The 14,982-nt window shown below is 69.9% G+C and carries 15 protein-coding genes and 1 pseudogene; 6 read left to right on the forward strand and 10 right to left on the reverse strand.

The window, feature by feature from the left end; all coding sequences use genetic code 11:
• Positions 1–212 precede the first annotated feature (212 nt).
• Genes AB2385_RS15170 through AB2385_RS15180 form a run of 3 tightly spaced genes read right to left on the reverse strand, consistent with a single transcriptional unit; the run spans position 213 to position 3,530 of the window.
• Positions 213–1,046 (reverse strand): ABC transporter permease, encoded by an 834-nt coding sequence (locus AB2385_RS15170; protein WP_367655854.1) that lies wholly within the window; start codon positions 1,044–1,046, stop codon positions 213–215.
• Positions 1,039–1,968, reverse strand: a complete 930-nt coding sequence (gene nikB / locus AB2385_RS15175; protein ID WP_367655855.1) for a nickel ABC transporter permease — start codon at positions 1,966–1,968, stop codon at positions 1,039–1,041. Before nikB ends, AB2385_RS15170 begins: the two co-directional genes overlap by 8 nt.
• Positions 1,969–1,973: 5 nt before the next feature.
• Complete coding sequence (locus AB2385_RS15180) at positions 1,974–3,530, reverse strand: glutathione ABC transporter substrate-binding protein (protein ID WP_367655856.1); 1,557 nt, start codon at positions 3,528–3,530, stop codon at positions 1,974–1,976.
• Between the two features lie 427 nt (positions 3,531–3,957).
• Here AB2385_RS15180 and AB2385_RS15185 point away from each other — a divergent pair, with 427 nt between their 5' ends.
• Positions 3,958–5,277 carry an NAD(P)/FAD-dependent oxidoreductase gene (locus tag AB2385_RS15185; RefSeq protein WP_367655857.1) on the forward strand — a complete coding sequence of 440 codons (1,320 nt, stop codon included), beginning with the start codon at positions 3,958–3,960 and terminating at the stop codon, positions 5,275–5,277.
• A 73-nt stretch (positions 5,278–5,350) separates the two neighbouring features.
• On the opposite strand, the gene AB2385_RS15190 is transcribed toward AB2385_RS15185, so the two are convergent.
• The 3 genes from AB2385_RS15190 to AB2385_RS15200 form a co-directional block, all read right to left on the reverse strand.
• Entirely contained in the window at positions 5,351–6,523 is a 1,173-nt protein-coding gene (locus AB2385_RS15190; RefSeq protein ID WP_367655858.1) for a DUF4097 family beta strand repeat-containing protein, read from the reverse strand.
• Between the two features lie 276 nt (positions 6,524–6,799).
• Positions 6,800–7,060, reverse strand: coding sequence for a DUF2619 domain-containing protein (locus tag AB2385_RS15195; RefSeq protein WP_367655859.1), 261 nt, complete (start codon positions 7,058–7,060; stop codon positions 6,800–6,802).
• A 12-nt stretch (positions 7,061–7,072) separates the two neighbouring features.
• Positions 7,073–7,525, reverse strand: a complete 453-nt coding sequence (locus AB2385_RS15200) for a DUF441 domain-containing protein (RefSeq protein ID WP_367655860.1) — start codon at positions 7,523–7,525, stop codon at positions 7,073–7,075.
• 115 nt (positions 7,526–7,640) lie between these two features.
• Between AB2385_RS15200 and AB2385_RS15205 the strand changes: the two genes are divergently transcribed.
• The 5 genes from AB2385_RS15205 (at position 7,641) to AB2385_RS15225 (ending at position 12,422) form a co-directional block, all read left to right on the forward strand.
• Complete coding sequence (locus AB2385_RS15205; protein ID WP_367655861.1) at positions 7,641–8,996, forward strand: MFS transporter; 1,356 nt, start codon at positions 7,641–7,643, stop codon at positions 8,994–8,996.
• A gap of 81 nt (positions 8,997–9,077) precedes the next feature.
• Entirely contained in the window at positions 9,078–9,875 is a 798-nt protein-coding gene (locus AB2385_RS15210; RefSeq protein WP_367655862.1) for a GNAT family N-acetyltransferase, read from the forward strand.
• A gap of 111 nt (positions 9,876–9,986) precedes the next feature.
• On the forward strand, positions 9,987–10,859 hold the full coding sequence (locus AB2385_RS15215; protein WP_367655863.1) for a PH domain-containing protein: 873 nt from the start codon (positions 9,987–9,989) through the stop codon (positions 10,857–10,859).
• A 99-nt stretch (positions 10,860–10,958) separates the two neighbouring features.
• Entirely contained in the window at positions 10,959–11,447 is a 489-nt protein-coding gene (locus AB2385_RS15220; RefSeq protein WP_367655864.1) for a DinB family protein, read from the forward strand.
• 159 nt (positions 11,448–11,606) lie between these two features.
• Positions 11,607–12,422 carry a phosphosulfolactate synthase gene (locus tag AB2385_RS15225; protein WP_367655865.1) on the forward strand — a complete coding sequence of 272 codons (816 nt, stop codon included), beginning with the start codon at positions 11,607–11,609 and terminating at the stop codon, positions 12,420–12,422.
• Positions 12,423–12,537: 115 nt separating this feature from the next.
• Here the strand turns inward: AB2385_RS15225 and AB2385_RS15230 are convergent, their stop codons facing one another.
• The 4 genes and pseudogenes from AB2385_RS15230 to AB2385_RS15245 all read right to left on the reverse strand — a co-directional run.
• Positions 12,538–13,113: a Fe-S-containing hydro-lyase gene (locus AB2385_RS15230; RefSeq protein WP_367655866.1), complete on the reverse strand. Its 576-nt coding sequence runs from the start codon at positions 13,111–13,113 to the stop codon at positions 12,538–12,540.
• Positions 13,113–13,958, reverse strand: coding sequence for a fumarate hydratase (locus tag AB2385_RS15235; protein WP_367655867.1), 846 nt, complete (start codon positions 13,956–13,958; stop codon positions 13,113–13,115). Before AB2385_RS15235 ends, AB2385_RS15230 begins: the two co-directional genes overlap by 1 nt.
• Before the next feature lie 15 nt (positions 13,959–13,973).
• Positions 13,974–14,693, reverse strand: coding sequence for a succinate dehydrogenase/fumarate reductase iron-sulfur subunit (locus AB2385_RS15240; protein ID WP_367655868.1), 720 nt, complete (start codon positions 14,691–14,693; stop codon positions 13,974–13,976).
• Positions 14,694–14,711: 18 nt separating this feature from the next.
• A pseudogene (locus tag AB2385_RS15245) lies at positions 14,712–14,982 on the reverse strand (succinate dehydrogenase/fumarate reductase flavoprotein subunit); the annotation flags it as partial.

Raw genomic sequence — 14,982 nt, forward strand, 5'->3', positions numbered from 1 at the left:
GGCGGGAGTGTCAACTTTCAGCACCCGTCCGGGCGGGGGCGCGACCGATTCCTGACAGTCGCCTTCCGCCACGGCAGACCGTGACGAGCGCCAGCACGTGTCCCGCCACCGAGAACCCCGTCGGTGCATCGCATACGAAAGGCGTGCGGGTGTGCCCACGGTTTTTCCTCGTAACACCAGAACCGAGGGGGGGCTCCCCTCGGTTCTGCGCACTATCGCTCGTTTTTCGTCTTCGGATCAAAATAATCCCTTAACCCGTCGCCCAGGAGGTTCACCGACAGCACCGCCAGCATCACGAACAGGCCCGGGAACAGCTCCAGCCACCGGGCGTCCGGCAGGTACTGCCGCCCCGACGCCAGCATCTCCCCCCAGTCCGACGTGGGCGGCTGCGTGCCCAGCCCCAGGAAGGAGAGGGAGGCGGTGGTGAGGATCGCGGAGCCCACCGAGAGCGTCGCCTGCACCAACAGGGGGCTGACGATGTTGGGCAGCAGGTGGCGCAGCAGCACCCGGGCGTGGGTGGCGCCGGCGGCCTGTGCTGCGACCACGTAGTCCCGCTCCCGGAGGGTGAGCACCTGCCCCCGCACCAGCCGGGCGTAGCCGGGCAGGGAGACCACGGCGACGGCCAGCATCGCGTTGAAGAGCCCGGGGCCCAGCGTGCCCACGATGGCCAGGGCGAGGAAGATCATCGGGAAGGCCAGGAGGATGTCCAGGAAGCGCATCAGGATCTGGTCCCAGCGGCCGCCCATGTAGCCGGCCACGAGGCCCACCAGCGTCCCCGCCGTGGCGCCCAGCAGCACCGGCACCACGCCGGCCACGAGGCTCACCCGGCCGCCGTAGAGCGTGCGGGAGAGCAGATCGCGGCCGAACTCATCGGTGCCGAAGGGGTGGGCGGCGGAGGGCGGCTGCAGGCGGACCTTCCAGTCCTGCAGGTTGGGGTCGTAGGGCGACACGCGGGGGGCCAGGAGGGCCGAGAGCACGAGCAGGAGGAAGACGACCAGCCCGGCTACGGCCAGCCGGTTGCGCGCGAAGCGCCGCCAGTTACTCATAGCGAATCCGCGGGTCCAGCCCCGCGTACCCCAGGTCCACGATCAGGTTGACCAGGCTGAAAACCACCGCCACGAACAGGATGCACCCCTGGATCAGCGGCAGGTCCCGGCCCCGGATGGCGTCCACCGTCAGCCGGCCGAGCCCGGGCAGGCTGAAGACCGTCTCCACCACCACGGCGCCCCCCAGCAGGCTGCCGAACTCCAGGCCCAGGGTGGTGAGCACCGGGATGAAGGCGTTCCGCAGGGCGTGGTGCAGCACCACCCTCTGCTCGGCCACGCCCTTCGCCCGGGCGGTGCGGACGTAGTCCTCCCGCAGCGCCTCGATCAGCGACGATCGGGTCATCCGGGCGATGAAGGCGATGGAGGCCAGCGCCACCGTCGTGGCCGGCAGCACCATGTGCCGCCAGGTGCCGGTCCCCGACGGCGGAAGCACCCGCAGTTCCAGGGCGAAGAGCTGCATCAGCATGATGCCCACCCAGAAGGTGGGCATGGAGACGCCCAGCAGGGCGAGCACCATCACCAGGTAGTCGGCCCAGGTGTTCCGCCGGACCGCCCCCACGACCCCCAGGGGGATGCCCACCAGGGCCGCCAGCGTGAGGGAGACCACCGTGAGCTTGAGGGTGGTGGGGAAGCGGGCCGCGATCTCGGCGGCCACCGGCCGGTCGCCCCGGAAGGAGCGGCCCAGGTCGCCCCGGACCGCTCCGCCGAGGAAGTCGAGGTACTGGACGTACCAGGGGCGGTCGAGCCCCAGTTGGTGCCGCAGCCGCTCGATGTCCTCCACCGAGGCGCCTTGCGCCTCCTGCCCCAGAATCGCCCGGGCGGGGTCGCCGGGGGTGAGGTAGAAGAGCAGGAAGACCAGAAGCGTCACCCCGAACAACACGGGCAGCACCAGCAGGAGCCGGCGTGCGGCGTAGCGCAGCATGGGGGCTACTTCACCTCGGCCCGGCGCAGGTCGAGGTTGATGGTGGCGAAGGGGTAGACCTCGCCCTGCAGCCGGTCATTCTTGGCGTAGGAGGAGAGCGGGTAGTAGAGGTTCAGGTAGGGCAGGTCGGCCATCACCTGCTCCTGGATCTGCCGGTAGAGGGCCTTCCGCTCGCTCTCGTCGGTGGTGGAGCGGGCCGCCTGCAGCCACTCGTCCACCTGCGGGTTGGCGTAGAACGCCTTGTTGTCGGCCCCGTGCTGCTGCGAGTGGAGCAGGGCCCAGAAGGTGTAGTCGGCGTCCATGGTCACCGTGCCCCAGGAGGAGAGCCAGAGGCCGTGGTCCTCCGCGGCGATGGCCTCGGCGAAGGCGCCGTAGTCGGTGACCACCACCTCGAGGTCGATGCCGATCTGGCTGAGCTGCGCCTGGATCGCCTGCGCGATCTGCCGGTTCTCGGCGCCCTCGTAGGTGTTGAGGGTCAGCTTCAGCGGCGTGGTCACGCCGGCCTGGGCGAGCAGGGCCTTGGCCGCCTCGGGGTCGTACTCGGGGCCGGCCAGGTCGGCGGCGGACCCGAAGACGGTGGGCGGCACCAAGGAGTTGCCGAACTGGGCCATGCCCTGACGCAGGGTGTCCACGATCCCCTGGCGGTCGATGGCCATCGCGATGGCCCTGCGCACGTTCACGTCGGCCAGCGGGCCCGTCTTCACGTTGAAGCCCAGGAACATGGAGCCCCAGCCCAGGAACCGGGTGGCCGAAAGCTGCGGGTCGTTCTCGATCTCCTCAAACCGCTCGGGCTGGACGCCGGTGATCAGGTCGACGGTTCCGGCCTTCAGCTCGGTGAGCTGGGTGCCGGTCTCGGGGATCACCCGCAGGACCACGGTCTCCAGCTTGGGCTTGCCGCCCCAGTAGTCAGGGTTGGCCTTCAGGGTGACGGAGTCACCGGCCTTCCAGTCGGCCAGCAGGAAGGGCCCGGTGCCGGCGGGGTTCTTGGAGAGGTCGCCCTCCGCGGCCTTGGGGCTGACGATGGCCGTGACCGGGTGGGAGAGGTGGGCCAGCAGCGGCGCGAAGGGGGTGCTGGTCTTGATGCGCACGGTGGTGTCGTCCACGACCGTGATCTCTTCGATCATGTTGACGATGAAGGCGCCGGGACCCTTGGTGGCCGGGTCGGCCAGCCGCTCCAGGCTGAACTTCACGGCCTCGGCGTTAAAGGGCGTGCCGTCGGAGAACTTCACGCCCTCCCGCAGCTTGAACTCCCAGGTGGTGTCGTCCACCGGGGTCCACTCGGTGGCGAGCCGGGGCTGCAGCGTGCCGTCGGCCGCCCGGAAGAGCAGGGTTTCGTAGATCTGGTTGGTGACGGTGAACACATACCCGTTGAAGCTCTTGTGCGGATCGAGGGTGGTGGGGTCGCCGCTGATGGCGATGGTGACCTGCTGGGCCGGCGGGGTTGTCTGGCCGCCGGTCTGCGGAGGCTGGTTCTGATTCTGGTTCTGGTTGTTGGCACCGCCGCAGGCGGAGAGTGCGGCCAGGCTGAGCGCCAGCAGCAGTGCGAGCAGCCGCTTCCTCATCGCATTCCACCTCGCTGTTGAATCTTGGTTCGTGATCCTAACGAAACCGGGTCACCTGGCTATTGTGTACCTTTGTGTGCAGCAATTCCATAGGGTCCGGATCGGATTAGTCGGGAATCCGCGCTCACCGTCACTGGGCTATTATGCCCCAACTCTCGTTTAGTTTCCATAAGCAATGCGCATAGAATGAGCGAGACCAGCGCCGGCGGGAGCCCATGGCACACGCCTGCGCGCCCCCGGCGAGTCCCGGCTCTGGCGGGCAACGGGGTCCTGGCGGCCGCCCGGGGGTGGACTCCCTCGTGCATGCCCGCCACCGTCCGCCGCTGGAGTCTGACCGCACCGAAACGGCGCGCTCGCTCCCCGCAGGTAAACCGATCGGGACTATTGAAATACGATTCTAAAAGGTATGGATGCGGAGGGCGGGAGCGTGGGTTACCGGGAAAAGAGCTTCTGGCTGGAGACCGCGGGCGAGTACCAGGAGCGGCCCCCGCTCGTGGGGGAGCACGTGGCGGACGTCTGCATCGTGGGCGGCGGCTTCACCGGGCTGTCGGCGGCGCTGCACCTGAAGGAGGCCGACCCGGGGCTGCGGGTGCTGCTGCTGGAGGCGGAGGTGGTGGGCTTCGGCGCCAGCGGCCGCAACGCCGGGTTCAGCATGACCCTCTTCGGCCTGTCGCCGGAAGTGACCTGCTGGCGCTTTGGCCTCCGGGGGCTCCGGGAGGCCGACGAGTACATGGTGCGCGCGGTGGAGCTGGTGCGCCGCCGGGTGCTGGAGCACGGCATCGAGTGCGACTACGAGGAGACGGGTCTGCTCACGGTGGCGACCAACGATGCCCAGCGGCGCCGGCTGCAGCGGGAGATGGACCTGGCCCGGCGGGCGGGGGCGCACGAGACGACCTGGCTCGAGGCGGCAGCGGTGCGGGAACTGGTGGACTCGCCCACCTTCTGCGGGGGCCGCCTTGACCCGCTCTGTGCCCTCCTGAACCCCGCCAAGCTGGCCCGGGGGCTGGCCAGGGCGGCGGAGGAGGCCGGGGCGGTCATCTGTGAGCGCTCGCCGGTGCTGGAGGTGGTTCCCGGCCCCAGGGTGCGGGTCCGTACCCCCGGGGGGCAGGTGGTGGCGGAGAAGGTGATCCTGGCCACCAACGCCTACTCGCACCGGTTCCGCCCAGTGCGCCGCCGCCAGCTGCCAATTCACACCTACATCGTGCTCACCGAACCGCTCCCACCGGAGCAGCTGGCCAGCATCGGCTGGCGCCAGCGGCAGGGCATCGAGGACGGCCGCAACCTCATCCACTACTTCCGCCTCACCGCTGACAACCGGCTGCTGATGGGCGGCGAGGACGCGCTCTACTACTGGGGCAGCGCCGTCGGGCGGGACCGGAACCGCACCCTGGAGCAGCGCCTCCAGGACGCGGTGAAGCGGACCTTCCCGACGCTCGCGGGGGTCCGCTTCACGCACCACTGGGGCGGGCCCATTTCGGCCACGCTCGACCTGGCCCCGGCCATCGGCCGGGTGGGTGGAAACCTGCTCTACAGCGTGGGCTGCATGGGCCACGGGGTGTCGCTCTGTAACCTGAACGGGGCGACGCTGGCCGACCTGGCCCTGGAGCGGCAGACCGACCTGACGGAAGTCTTCTTCGTCGACCGGCGCATGCTGCCGGCGCCGCCCGAACCGCTGCGTTTTGCCGCGGCCGGTGCGATTCTGACGGGGATGCGGCTCCAGGACCGGTTCCACGAGCGGCGCCGTTGAACTGGGGGTGGAGCCGTGCCGTCCGGGCGCCGGGCTCGCCGTGCCGCCCGGGTCGCGGCCCCGGACGGCTGGGTCAGCGCAGGCTGACGCTGATGGACCCGGTGTTGGCCTCAAGGGTGACCGGGTGCGTGCCGGCGCCCAGGGTGGTGGACGCCGCACGGGAAGCGCCCTCGCCGCTGGTGGGGCCAAGGCCGCTGAGGCCTCCGGACTGGGTGGAGGCCCGGATCGTCACGTCGGACCCTTCCGGCAGTTCCAGTCGGATGGCCCCGGTGGTGGTGCGCAGGGCGATGGGGCCCTGGGGCGGCGCCAGCAGCGCGGCGGTGATGGTGCCGGTGCGGGTCTCCGCCGTCAGCGCGGCCCCGCCGTGCTCGGTCACGGTGATGATGCCGGTGCCCGAGTGCAGGCTCAGCGCGCCGTCGACCCCCACGGCCCCGATCGCGCCGGCGCTGGTGCTGGCGTTCACCGGGCCGGCGAAGTGCATCACCTGGATGCTGCCCGAGTCGGTCGCCGCCACGAGGCTGCCCTCGCCCCCGACGACGGAGATGGAGCCCGCGTCGGCGGCCAGTTCCAGGTCGCCGCGATAATCACGGACGGCGATCGTGCCGGCGTCTGTCCGGACGGTGACCGAGAGACCGGCGGGGGCGTAGATCTGGTAGATCGTCTGCCAGACGCCCAGGTGGAAGCCCTGGGCCGAGTTCCGTCCAGTCACCCGCACGGTCCTGCCGCCCTCGGTGGTCAGGTCCAGCGTGGGCGCCGCCCCCTCCCTGGGGACGAAGAGGCCGCGTGCGGCCTGTTGGACTTCCACCCGGACCTCGTCGGCGTCCTGGGTGAAGAGGGTCACCTGCCCGACATCGATGTCGACAAACAGGGCGGTGGCGCCGGCGGCGGGAATGGTGCGTACCTGGGTCTGCTGCGCCGGCGCCGGCACTGCGGGTACGGACGGAACCGCTACGTCCGTGAAGCCGGTGACGGACCGGAACACCGCGGTCAGTGCGAGCACGCCGGCCAGCAGGGCGGCGCCGCCCACGTCGAAGTGGAGCGGGCGGCGGTCCTCCGTCCGGTCCGCACGGCTTCCGATCACGTACTCGAGCCCGAAGCCGATGAGGAAGACCGGCCAGAAGCGCAGGACCAGTTCCGAGCAGCGGGGCCCGGCCTCCAGCAGATTGTCCAGGAGCAGCGCCGTGCCGGCGGCGACCAGCCCCAACGCAACGGTGACCCGGCCCACAGGGCGCGGCGTGGAGTTCATGTGGGAGTCCTCCTTCGGGTGTCTCTCAGCCCGTTTCACTTGGTGAGACGCTCGCCAGGGCCGGATTCCTTCACGGAAGGCGCACTCGGCCGGTTGGTAAAGCTGTTCGTCGCACCCGTGCAGGGGTCCTTCGGTGCTGTGCACGGTCGTTCAACGGCGAAGGGTAACGAAATGAGCCACGCCGTGTGGAGGGCGTGGCTCAAATCGTTGCCGTTGGGGCATGAGCCCCGGGTTCCCAGGCGCCTGAGGGGTTTCCGTTGGGGCGGTCCGGGGGGCCTACCGCGTCCCCCACAGTACCAGCACGACCCCAAGCAGCACGATCAGCAGACGCCCGGGCTGAAGCTTCCCCAGGCTGGCGGCCAGGCCCAGGGCGCTGACCGTGACGAAGGCCAGGGGGCCCACGAGCCCCAGCAGCGAGTTGAGCCGCAGCATCGCCCGGGGGTCGGCCATGCGCAGGAGCAGCACCGCGGCCGCCACCTCGACGCAGGCCGAGAGCATCCGGGCCAGCCGCATCCCCCAGATCAGCTTCTCCTCCACGCCCGTGCCCCCCTACTGCCAGCGCACCAGGGCCAGCAAGATCGCCGTGAAGCCCGCGGCGGCCAGCGGCCCCACGGGGATGCCCTTGAAGAGCACCACTCCGAGGATGGTCCCCACCACCATGCCGACGATGACCTCGGGCTTCACCTTCAGCAGGGTCACCCCGTAGCCGCTGATCACGGCGGCGATGAGGCCGCCCAGGATGGCCGCCAGCCCGCTCCACGAGGTGAACGAGCGCCGGATCTCCGGCCACCCCACCTCGCCCGTGGCGAAGGGGACCAGAACGGCCATCAGGAGGAAGATCAGTCCCGCCTCCAGGCCGCGCCGCTCCAGGATCGGCAAGAAGCGGTCGAGGTTCAGCACGCGCAGGATGAGCACGAGGCCGGCCGCCGTGACGATCAGCGAGTTGCGCGCCGCCACTCCCAGCGCCATCAGGCTGAGCAGGATCACCCGATCGCCAGGCATGGCCACCCCTCCCGTTGCGATTCTATCGAGGGCTCGGACGAAAAATGCCTGAAGGTGTCATGGCGCCCTGGTTCGGGGATTCTAACGCGCGACCGGATTAAGGAGGGATTCCCCGGTGGGGCAGTCAAGGGCAGCGGCGGGACCGAACCGGTGGCTGCAGTTGGCGGCGCTGTGCACCGTGCCCTTCATCATGGTCCTGGGCAACTCGATGCTGATTCCGGTCCTGCCGGACATGGGCCGCGTGATGGGCCTCAGCAAGGCCACCACCGGCCTGGCGGTGACCGCGTTTTCGCTTTCGGCCGGCGTCGCCATCGCCGTGGCCGGCTTCCTGGCCGACCGCTACGGCCGCAAGCTGGTGGTGGTGCCCAGCCTGCTGCTCTACGGGCTGGGCGGGATCATCTCGGGGCTGGCGGGATGGTGGCTGGGCCCCCGCGGGTTCACCATGGTGATGGCGGGCCGGGTGATTCAGGGCATCGGCGCCGCGGGGACGGCGCCGGTGGCCATGGCCTTCGTGGGTGACCTGTTCCGGGGCAGCAGCCGAGTGACGGCGCTGGGCGTGTTCGAGGCCTCCAACGGCCTGGGCAAGGTCGTCTCGCCCATCCTCGGCGCCCTGATCGGCCAGCTGCTCGTCTGGTGGGCGGTCTTCTTCGCCTACGCCGCCGTCGCTGCACCTTTCGCCCTGGCGGTCTGGTGGCTCACCCGGGAGCCCGAGCGGCAGAAGGCGCCGCCGGCGCGCCAGTACTTCGGGGAGGTGCTGCAGATCTTCCGGCAGAAGGGAATCCCGCTGGTGGCCTGCTTCTGGGCGGGCACGGTGGCCCTGTTCGTGCTGTTCGGCGTGCTCTTCTTCCTCTCCGAGCACCTCGAGACCGAGCACGGCATCGACGGCGTGCCCAAGGGTGTGCGCATCATGTGGCCGGTGCTGGCCATGTCGGTGGTCTCCTTCAGCTCGGGGCTGTTCCTCCGGCACCGCAAGAAGCTGTTGAAGCCGGCGGTGATCGCAGGGCTGATCCTGGCCATCGCGGGAACCTTGTTCATCGCCTTCGTGCAGGCGGACTGGGCTTTCTATACCGGACTCGTCGTCGCCGGCATCGGCACCGGCCTGCAGCTGCCCGGGCTCAACAATCTGATCACCTCGTCGGCCCGGTCGGAGCAGCGGGCAATGATCACCTCGATCTACGGCGCCGTCCGTTTCATCGGGGTCGCCTTCGGCCCCCCGCTCTACGGTGCCCTGATGCGCAGGGGCGAGGCGATTCCCTTCTGGTTTTCCGCCGGGATCCTGGCCTCGTCGCTGGCCGCCACCCTCTTCCTCATCCGGCCCGAGCGTCTGGTGGTGGAGGAGGGGGACGGTGCGGAGACCGGCGGGGCGGAGAGCGGGCCCCAGGACGGCGGCCCCGGGCGGAGCCGTGCGGCCATTCCGGCCTGGGAGCTGCCCGCGGACCTGCCCCTGGGCACCCGGGCGCCGCTGCACTGACATGCAGGCGGGCCGCGGGACAGGGATGGGAGGGGGAAAGGGCGAACTCTTACGGAGAGCGCCGACCGTGGAGGGAGCCGCATGGACGTGGCCCTGCTGGCCGAGCTTTGGGAGGAGAACCAGGAGCACCTGAAGCAGCATCTGGGCGAGAGTTCCCGCGCCGAGTTCGGCGCGCGCTGGGTGCTCATGCCTTCCGCACCGTACCCACGGTACAACCACGTGGGCTGCATTCGCGTTTCCGGCGATCAGGTGGAGGACCTGATCGCCTCGGCGCGCGCCTTTTTCCGGGAGCAGGGGCTGCCCCAGGTGGCCTTCCTGACCACGCCGGCCACGCGACCCTCGGATCTGGCCCAACGGTTGCTCAGCCAGGGCTACCGCAGTGAGATGGTGCCGGTGATGGTTTGGGATGGCACACCGCTGCCGCCGCCCCGCCGCCGCGACCTGCGCGTGGTGCGCCTGCAGCGGGGGGAGTATGAACTCTTCTGGCAAGTGATGCGGCAGGTCTTCTTCCCGGGGGCGACCGGCGACTACCTGGCGGCCGGGCGCAAGGGCGTGGAGGTGGCCGATGCCCTGGGGGCCTACCACTACGTGGCCTTCATCGGCCTGCAGCCGGTGGGGGGCGGCACCCTCTACCGCCGCGGGCGGATGGGGGGCATCTACAACCTGTGCACCCTGCCGGCCTACCAGCGGCAGGGCGTGGCCACCGAGGTGCTGCGGACCTGCATCGCCGACGCGCTGGAGTCCGGCTGCGACTTCGTGGGCCTCACCCCCACGCCCATGGGGCGCCGGCTCTACCAGCGTCTGGGATTCCGGGACGTGTATGACGAGATCTACCTCTCGCAGCGGTTCAACCAGCCGGCGGCGCGCTGGTCGTGGTAGAAGGGGGGCGCGACGCAGGCTGCCGCCCGGACCTGCGCAGCTTCGGCGGCTTTCACGCGGATCAGGCCTATTTCGTCACAGTCCAAGCCGTAGAGACAGGAAGGTGGCAAAGTGAAAGAGACGTTCTACCCGCCCCGTCCGTCCAGCACCGCAGGCAGCAGGACCCTCAGTTTCACGGCCATCGTGGCGCTGGTGGTCGCCCTGATCGCCCTGGGCAGCAGCCTGCTCTCGGCGTTCAACATGCAATATGAGGTGAGGCCGGAGGCCATCCGGGTCCGCAGCGGTCTCAGCACCAAGGAGATCCCGCTGGACGAGGTCACAAACGTATGGCGGCCCGAGAAGCTATCCGGCGGTGTGCGCGTCTTCGGCACGGCCACGTCCGGCCTGCGTACCGGACGCTTCCGCTTCAACGAGACCGGCAACATCACGCTCTACGCGACGCAGATGGACCACCTGGTCGTGATCGACGTCGGCGAGGACCGCTATGGACTCACCCCGGACGACCCCGAGGCGCTGATGGCGGCCATCGCCGACCGGGCCACGGCCACGTTCCAGCCCGCCGGCGGCCGGGCGCGGGCCACCGCCTCGATGCTGGTGGTGGTCGCCGTCGTGCTCGTGGCCGCAGGGATGGCCATCTACACCCTGGGCCTGGCAGGCCGCTTCCCGCAGGCGCTGCGGTATGAGCTGGGCCCGGACGGCCTCACGATCCGGACGGGCTTCCGACCGGTGCGCGTCGGGTACAGCGAGATCGAGCGGGTGGAGGTGGCCTCGCCCAAGGGCTACCCGGCCCGGGTCTACGGCACCGCCATTGGCAGCCTCTTCTGGGGCCGTTTCCGCTGGTCCGCTGCCGGGCCGAACCTGTACCTGTACTGCACCCGCCTCAAGCCGCTGGTGCTGCTGCACCTGCGCAGCGGCCGCACCATCGGCCTCACGCCGGAGGAGGACGAGCGGTTCGTGGAGGCGCTGCGGCAGCGGCTGCGGTGAGGGGAGAAGGCAGGCTCAGCAAGAAGAGGCCGTCCCGGCCGCGGCGTCGGCCGCAGGGGCAGCCCTTGGATGGGACTCACCAGAGGGAGGCGACGGAGAATGCAGGGACGTGTGGGATTGCTGGGCTTGCAGCGGGAGTTCGTCTGGAACCGCGAGGGCTGGTACCCGCCGCTGGAGGCGGCACTGGAGGGCCTGACGGCCCGGGAGGCCGCCTGGCAGCCGCCGGGCGGGGGGAACACCATCTGGCAGACCCTGAGGCACCTGAACTACTGGAACGAGTTCATGCTGCACCGCATCACCGGTTCTCCCCGCGAGCCGGAGCGGATTCGTAACGACGAGACCTTCGGCCCGGCGGTCGACCCGGCCGACGAGGACGGCTGGCGCGCCGAAGTCGCCCGGGCGCGTGACCTGGCGGGGCGGCTCCGGGAGGCGGTGGCGAAGCTGTCCGAGGCCGACCTGGAGCGGTCGCTGCCGGATATCGGCACGGTCGCCGAGTCCCTGGCCGCCTGGACGCTGCATGATGCCTACCACACCGGCCAGATCATCCTGATCCGCAAGATGCAGGGCTCCTGGCCGGCGAAGGCGTAGGCCTCGCCGGTTGCCGGGCGGCGAGCAGTGCCTCCAGTCGGTGGGTGAGAGAGCGGCTGGCCCGGCTGAGGGCTCACGCGCAGTCCTGCGCCCACATACCCTGCACTGGAGTGTGCCGGGATGTGGGCGCACCCGCGAGAGGCAGGGAGGGGGCAGAACGTGAGTCGGGACACGCGTGCCTACGCCGGCGTCATTCGCGCGCCGTTTCCGGAGCGGGAGCGGGCGGCCAAGCCCCGTCGCAGGGGGCTGACCATGGTCATCGACAAGGGGCTGGGCCTCGAGCAGACCGGCGCCCTGTTGGAACTGGCCGGCGAGTACATCGACTTCGTCAAACTGGGCTTCGGCACGGCCGCCCTCTACCCGGAGCGGGTCCTGCGGGAGAAGGTGGCCCTGCTGCGCGCACACGGCGTGGAGCCCTACCCCGGGGCAACGTTCCTGGAGGTGGCCGTGCTGCAGGGCCGCCTGGAGGAGTACCTGGCGGCCTCCCGGGAACTGGGCTTCCGCACCGTGGAGGTGAGCGACGGCACCATCGAACTGGGACCGAGGGCGCGCGAGCAGGCCATTCGCGCCGCGCGGGCGCTGGGCTTCACCGTCATCACCGAGGTGGGGAAGAAGGACGAGGCACGGGAGCTGGACCCCGTCGCCGCCCGGGCGCAGCTGGAGGCTGACCTGGCGGCGGGCGCGGCCGCGGTGATCCTCGAGGGGCGCGAGTCGGGGAAGGGCGTGGGCGTCTATGACCGGGAGGGCCGGCTGAAGCTGGATCTGGTGGAGCGGACCGTCTCCGGGCTCCCGGACCCGGGGGTGATCCTGTGGGAGGCGCCGCTGAAGGCGCAGCAACAGGAGCTCATCGCTCTGTTCGGGCCGAACGTCAACCTGGGAAATGTGGCCCCGGATGAGGTGATCGCCCTGGAGGCGCTGCGGCGTGGGCTGCGGGCCGATACCCTGCGGCTCGCCCTCGCCGGGCGGGGGCGCTGACGGGGGTACAGCCCGCCGTGCACCCGCGCTTGCCAGACCGACGGCCGCCGGCCTCAGGCCGGCGGCCTTCGCCTGCTGTCTGGGCACTTCCTGCCCACGGCTCACAGCCCAGTGCCTACCGCGGTTTCACCATCGCGTCGGGTTCCACCCACTGCAGCTGCCCGTCGCGGTACTGGTCGCCGCCGTGGGCGTCGTTGATGCAGATCGTGGGGAAGTCCTTCACCGTGAGCCGGCGGACCGCCTCGGTGCCCAGGTCCGCGTAGGCGATCACCTCTGCCTTCTCGATGCGCTTGGCCAGCAGCGCCCCCGCGCCGCCGGTGGCGGCCAGGTAGACCGCCCCGTTCTCCACCAGCGCGGCCTTCACGTCCGGGCCCCGGTAGCCCTTGCCGATGACCGCCTTCACCCCCTGCCTGAGCATGGTGGGGGTGTACTTGTCCATGCGGTACGAGGTGGTGGGGCCTGCCGAGCCTACGGCCTGGCCGGGCTTGGGCGGGGTGGGGCCCACGTAGTAGATCACGGCGCCCTGCGGATCGAAGGGGAGCGGGCGCCCCGCCTCCAGGTCTTCCACCATTCGCTTATGTGCGGCGTCGCGGGCGGTGTAGATGGTGCCGGTGATGTAGACCTCGTCGCCGGAGCGGATCGCCCTGGCCTGCTCCGGGGTGATCGGTGTGGTGAGATAGTGCCTGGCCATCACAGCACCACCTCCTTGTGCCGGTGCGCATGGCACTCGATGTTCACGGCGACCGGCAGCGCGGTGATGTGGCAGGCCATCGTCTCGATGTGCACCGCCAGCGCCGTCACCTTGCCGCCCAGTCCCATCGGGCCCACGCCGAGCTTGTTGATCTCGGTGAGCAGTTCCTGCTCCCGGGCCGCCCACTCCGGGTCGGGATGCGGCTGGCCCACGGGGCGCAGCAGGGCCTTCTTGGCCAACAGGGCGACCTTGTCGAAGTTGCCGCCGATGCCGACGCCCACCACCAGCGGCGGGCATGCATTCGGGCCGGCCGCGGCTACGGTCTCCACGATGAACCGCCTGGCCCCCTCCCAGCCGGCAGAGGGCGGGAGCATGCGCAGCTGGCTCATGTTCTCCGCACCGCCGCCCTTGGTCATCACGCGGATGTGCAGCTTGTCGCCCGGGACGATGTCGGTGTAGATGAAGGCCGGCGTGTTGTCGCCAGTATTCTTCCGGCGCAGGGGGTCGTCCAGGATTGACTTGCGCAGGTACCCTTCCTGGTACCCCCTGGCCACGCCCCGGTGGATCGCCTCATAGAGGTCGCCGCCCACCAGGTGCAGGTCCTGGCCGACCTCGAGGAAGACCAGGGCGTTGCCGGTGTCCTGGCACATGGGCACCTGCTCGCTCTGCGCCAGTTCGGCGTTCTCGGCCAGCTGCACGAGCACCGCCTGGCCCACCGGCGACCGCTCGTCTTTGCGGGCTTTCTCCAGGGCGGCCGCCACGTCGGGTTCAAGGGTGTAGTTGGCCTCCATCACCATGCTAGCGACGGCGTCCGCGATCTTGTCGACGTGGAGTTCACGCACCATGGCACTCGCCTCCGGCTATTTGCGCAGGCCGAGCTTGTAGGCCATTGCGGCCCGCTTCAGGTTCTGAATCGCCTCGGTCGGATTCAGGTGCTTCGGACAGGCCTCGACGCAGTTGAAGATGGTGTGGCAGCGGAACACGCCGTACTCGCTGGCCACGATCTCCAGCCGCTCCCGCTTGGCCGTATCGCGCGAATCCATGAAGAAGCGGTTCGCCCAGTTGAGGGCGTGCGGCCCCAGGTACTCCTCGTTGTTGGCCGCGCTCGGGCAGGAGGAGTAGCAGGCCCCGCAGAGGATGCAGTCGATCTCCTTGTTGTACTTCGCCCGGTCCTCGGGGCTCTGCAGCCGCTCACGGTCGCCGGCTGGCTCGTCGTTGATGAGCCACGGCTTCACCCGGGCGTAGTTCTCCCACAGCTTCGTCTGGTCCACCACCAGGTCCTTGATCACCCGCATGTGCGGCAGGGGTGATACCGTGACCGTGTCACCCTCGAGGGCGCTCTTCACCTGCACCCTGCAGGCCAGGGCGTACCGGCCCGAGATGTACATGGCGCAGGAGCCGCAGATGGCCTCGCGGCAGCTGTAGCGGAAGGCCAGCGAGCCGTCCTTGTTCTCAAACACCCAGAGCAGGGCCTCCAGTACCGTCATGCCTTCCCGGTACGTTACCGTGAAGGTGTCGTAGTGGTGCTGTTCGTCCTTTTCCGGGTCATAGCGGAAGACCCGCAGCTTGAAGTCCTGCATCGTCTGGTCACACCCCCTTTAGTACTTCCGCGCCTGCGGCTGGTAGCGGGTGATGGTGACCGGGCTGTAGTCCAGCCGCACGCCGTCGGGCGTGTGGAAGGCCAGGGTGTGCTTGAGGAAGTTCTGGTCGTCCCGCTCGGGGAAGTCGCGGCGCGCATGCGACCCGCGGCTCTCCTTCCGGGCCAGCGCCCCCGCGGCGATGGCCTCGGCCACGTCGATCATGCCACCCAGTTCGTAAGCCCGGATGAGCTCCATGTTGTAGACCTTGCCGGTGTGGCGCACCCGCACG

Origin of the sequence: Symbiobacterium sp. (assembly GCF_040797425.1) — a bacterium.
In the GTDB taxonomy this organism is placed as follows: Bacteria; Bacillota; Sulfobacillia; order Symbiobacteriales; family Symbiobacteriaceae; genus Symbiobacterium.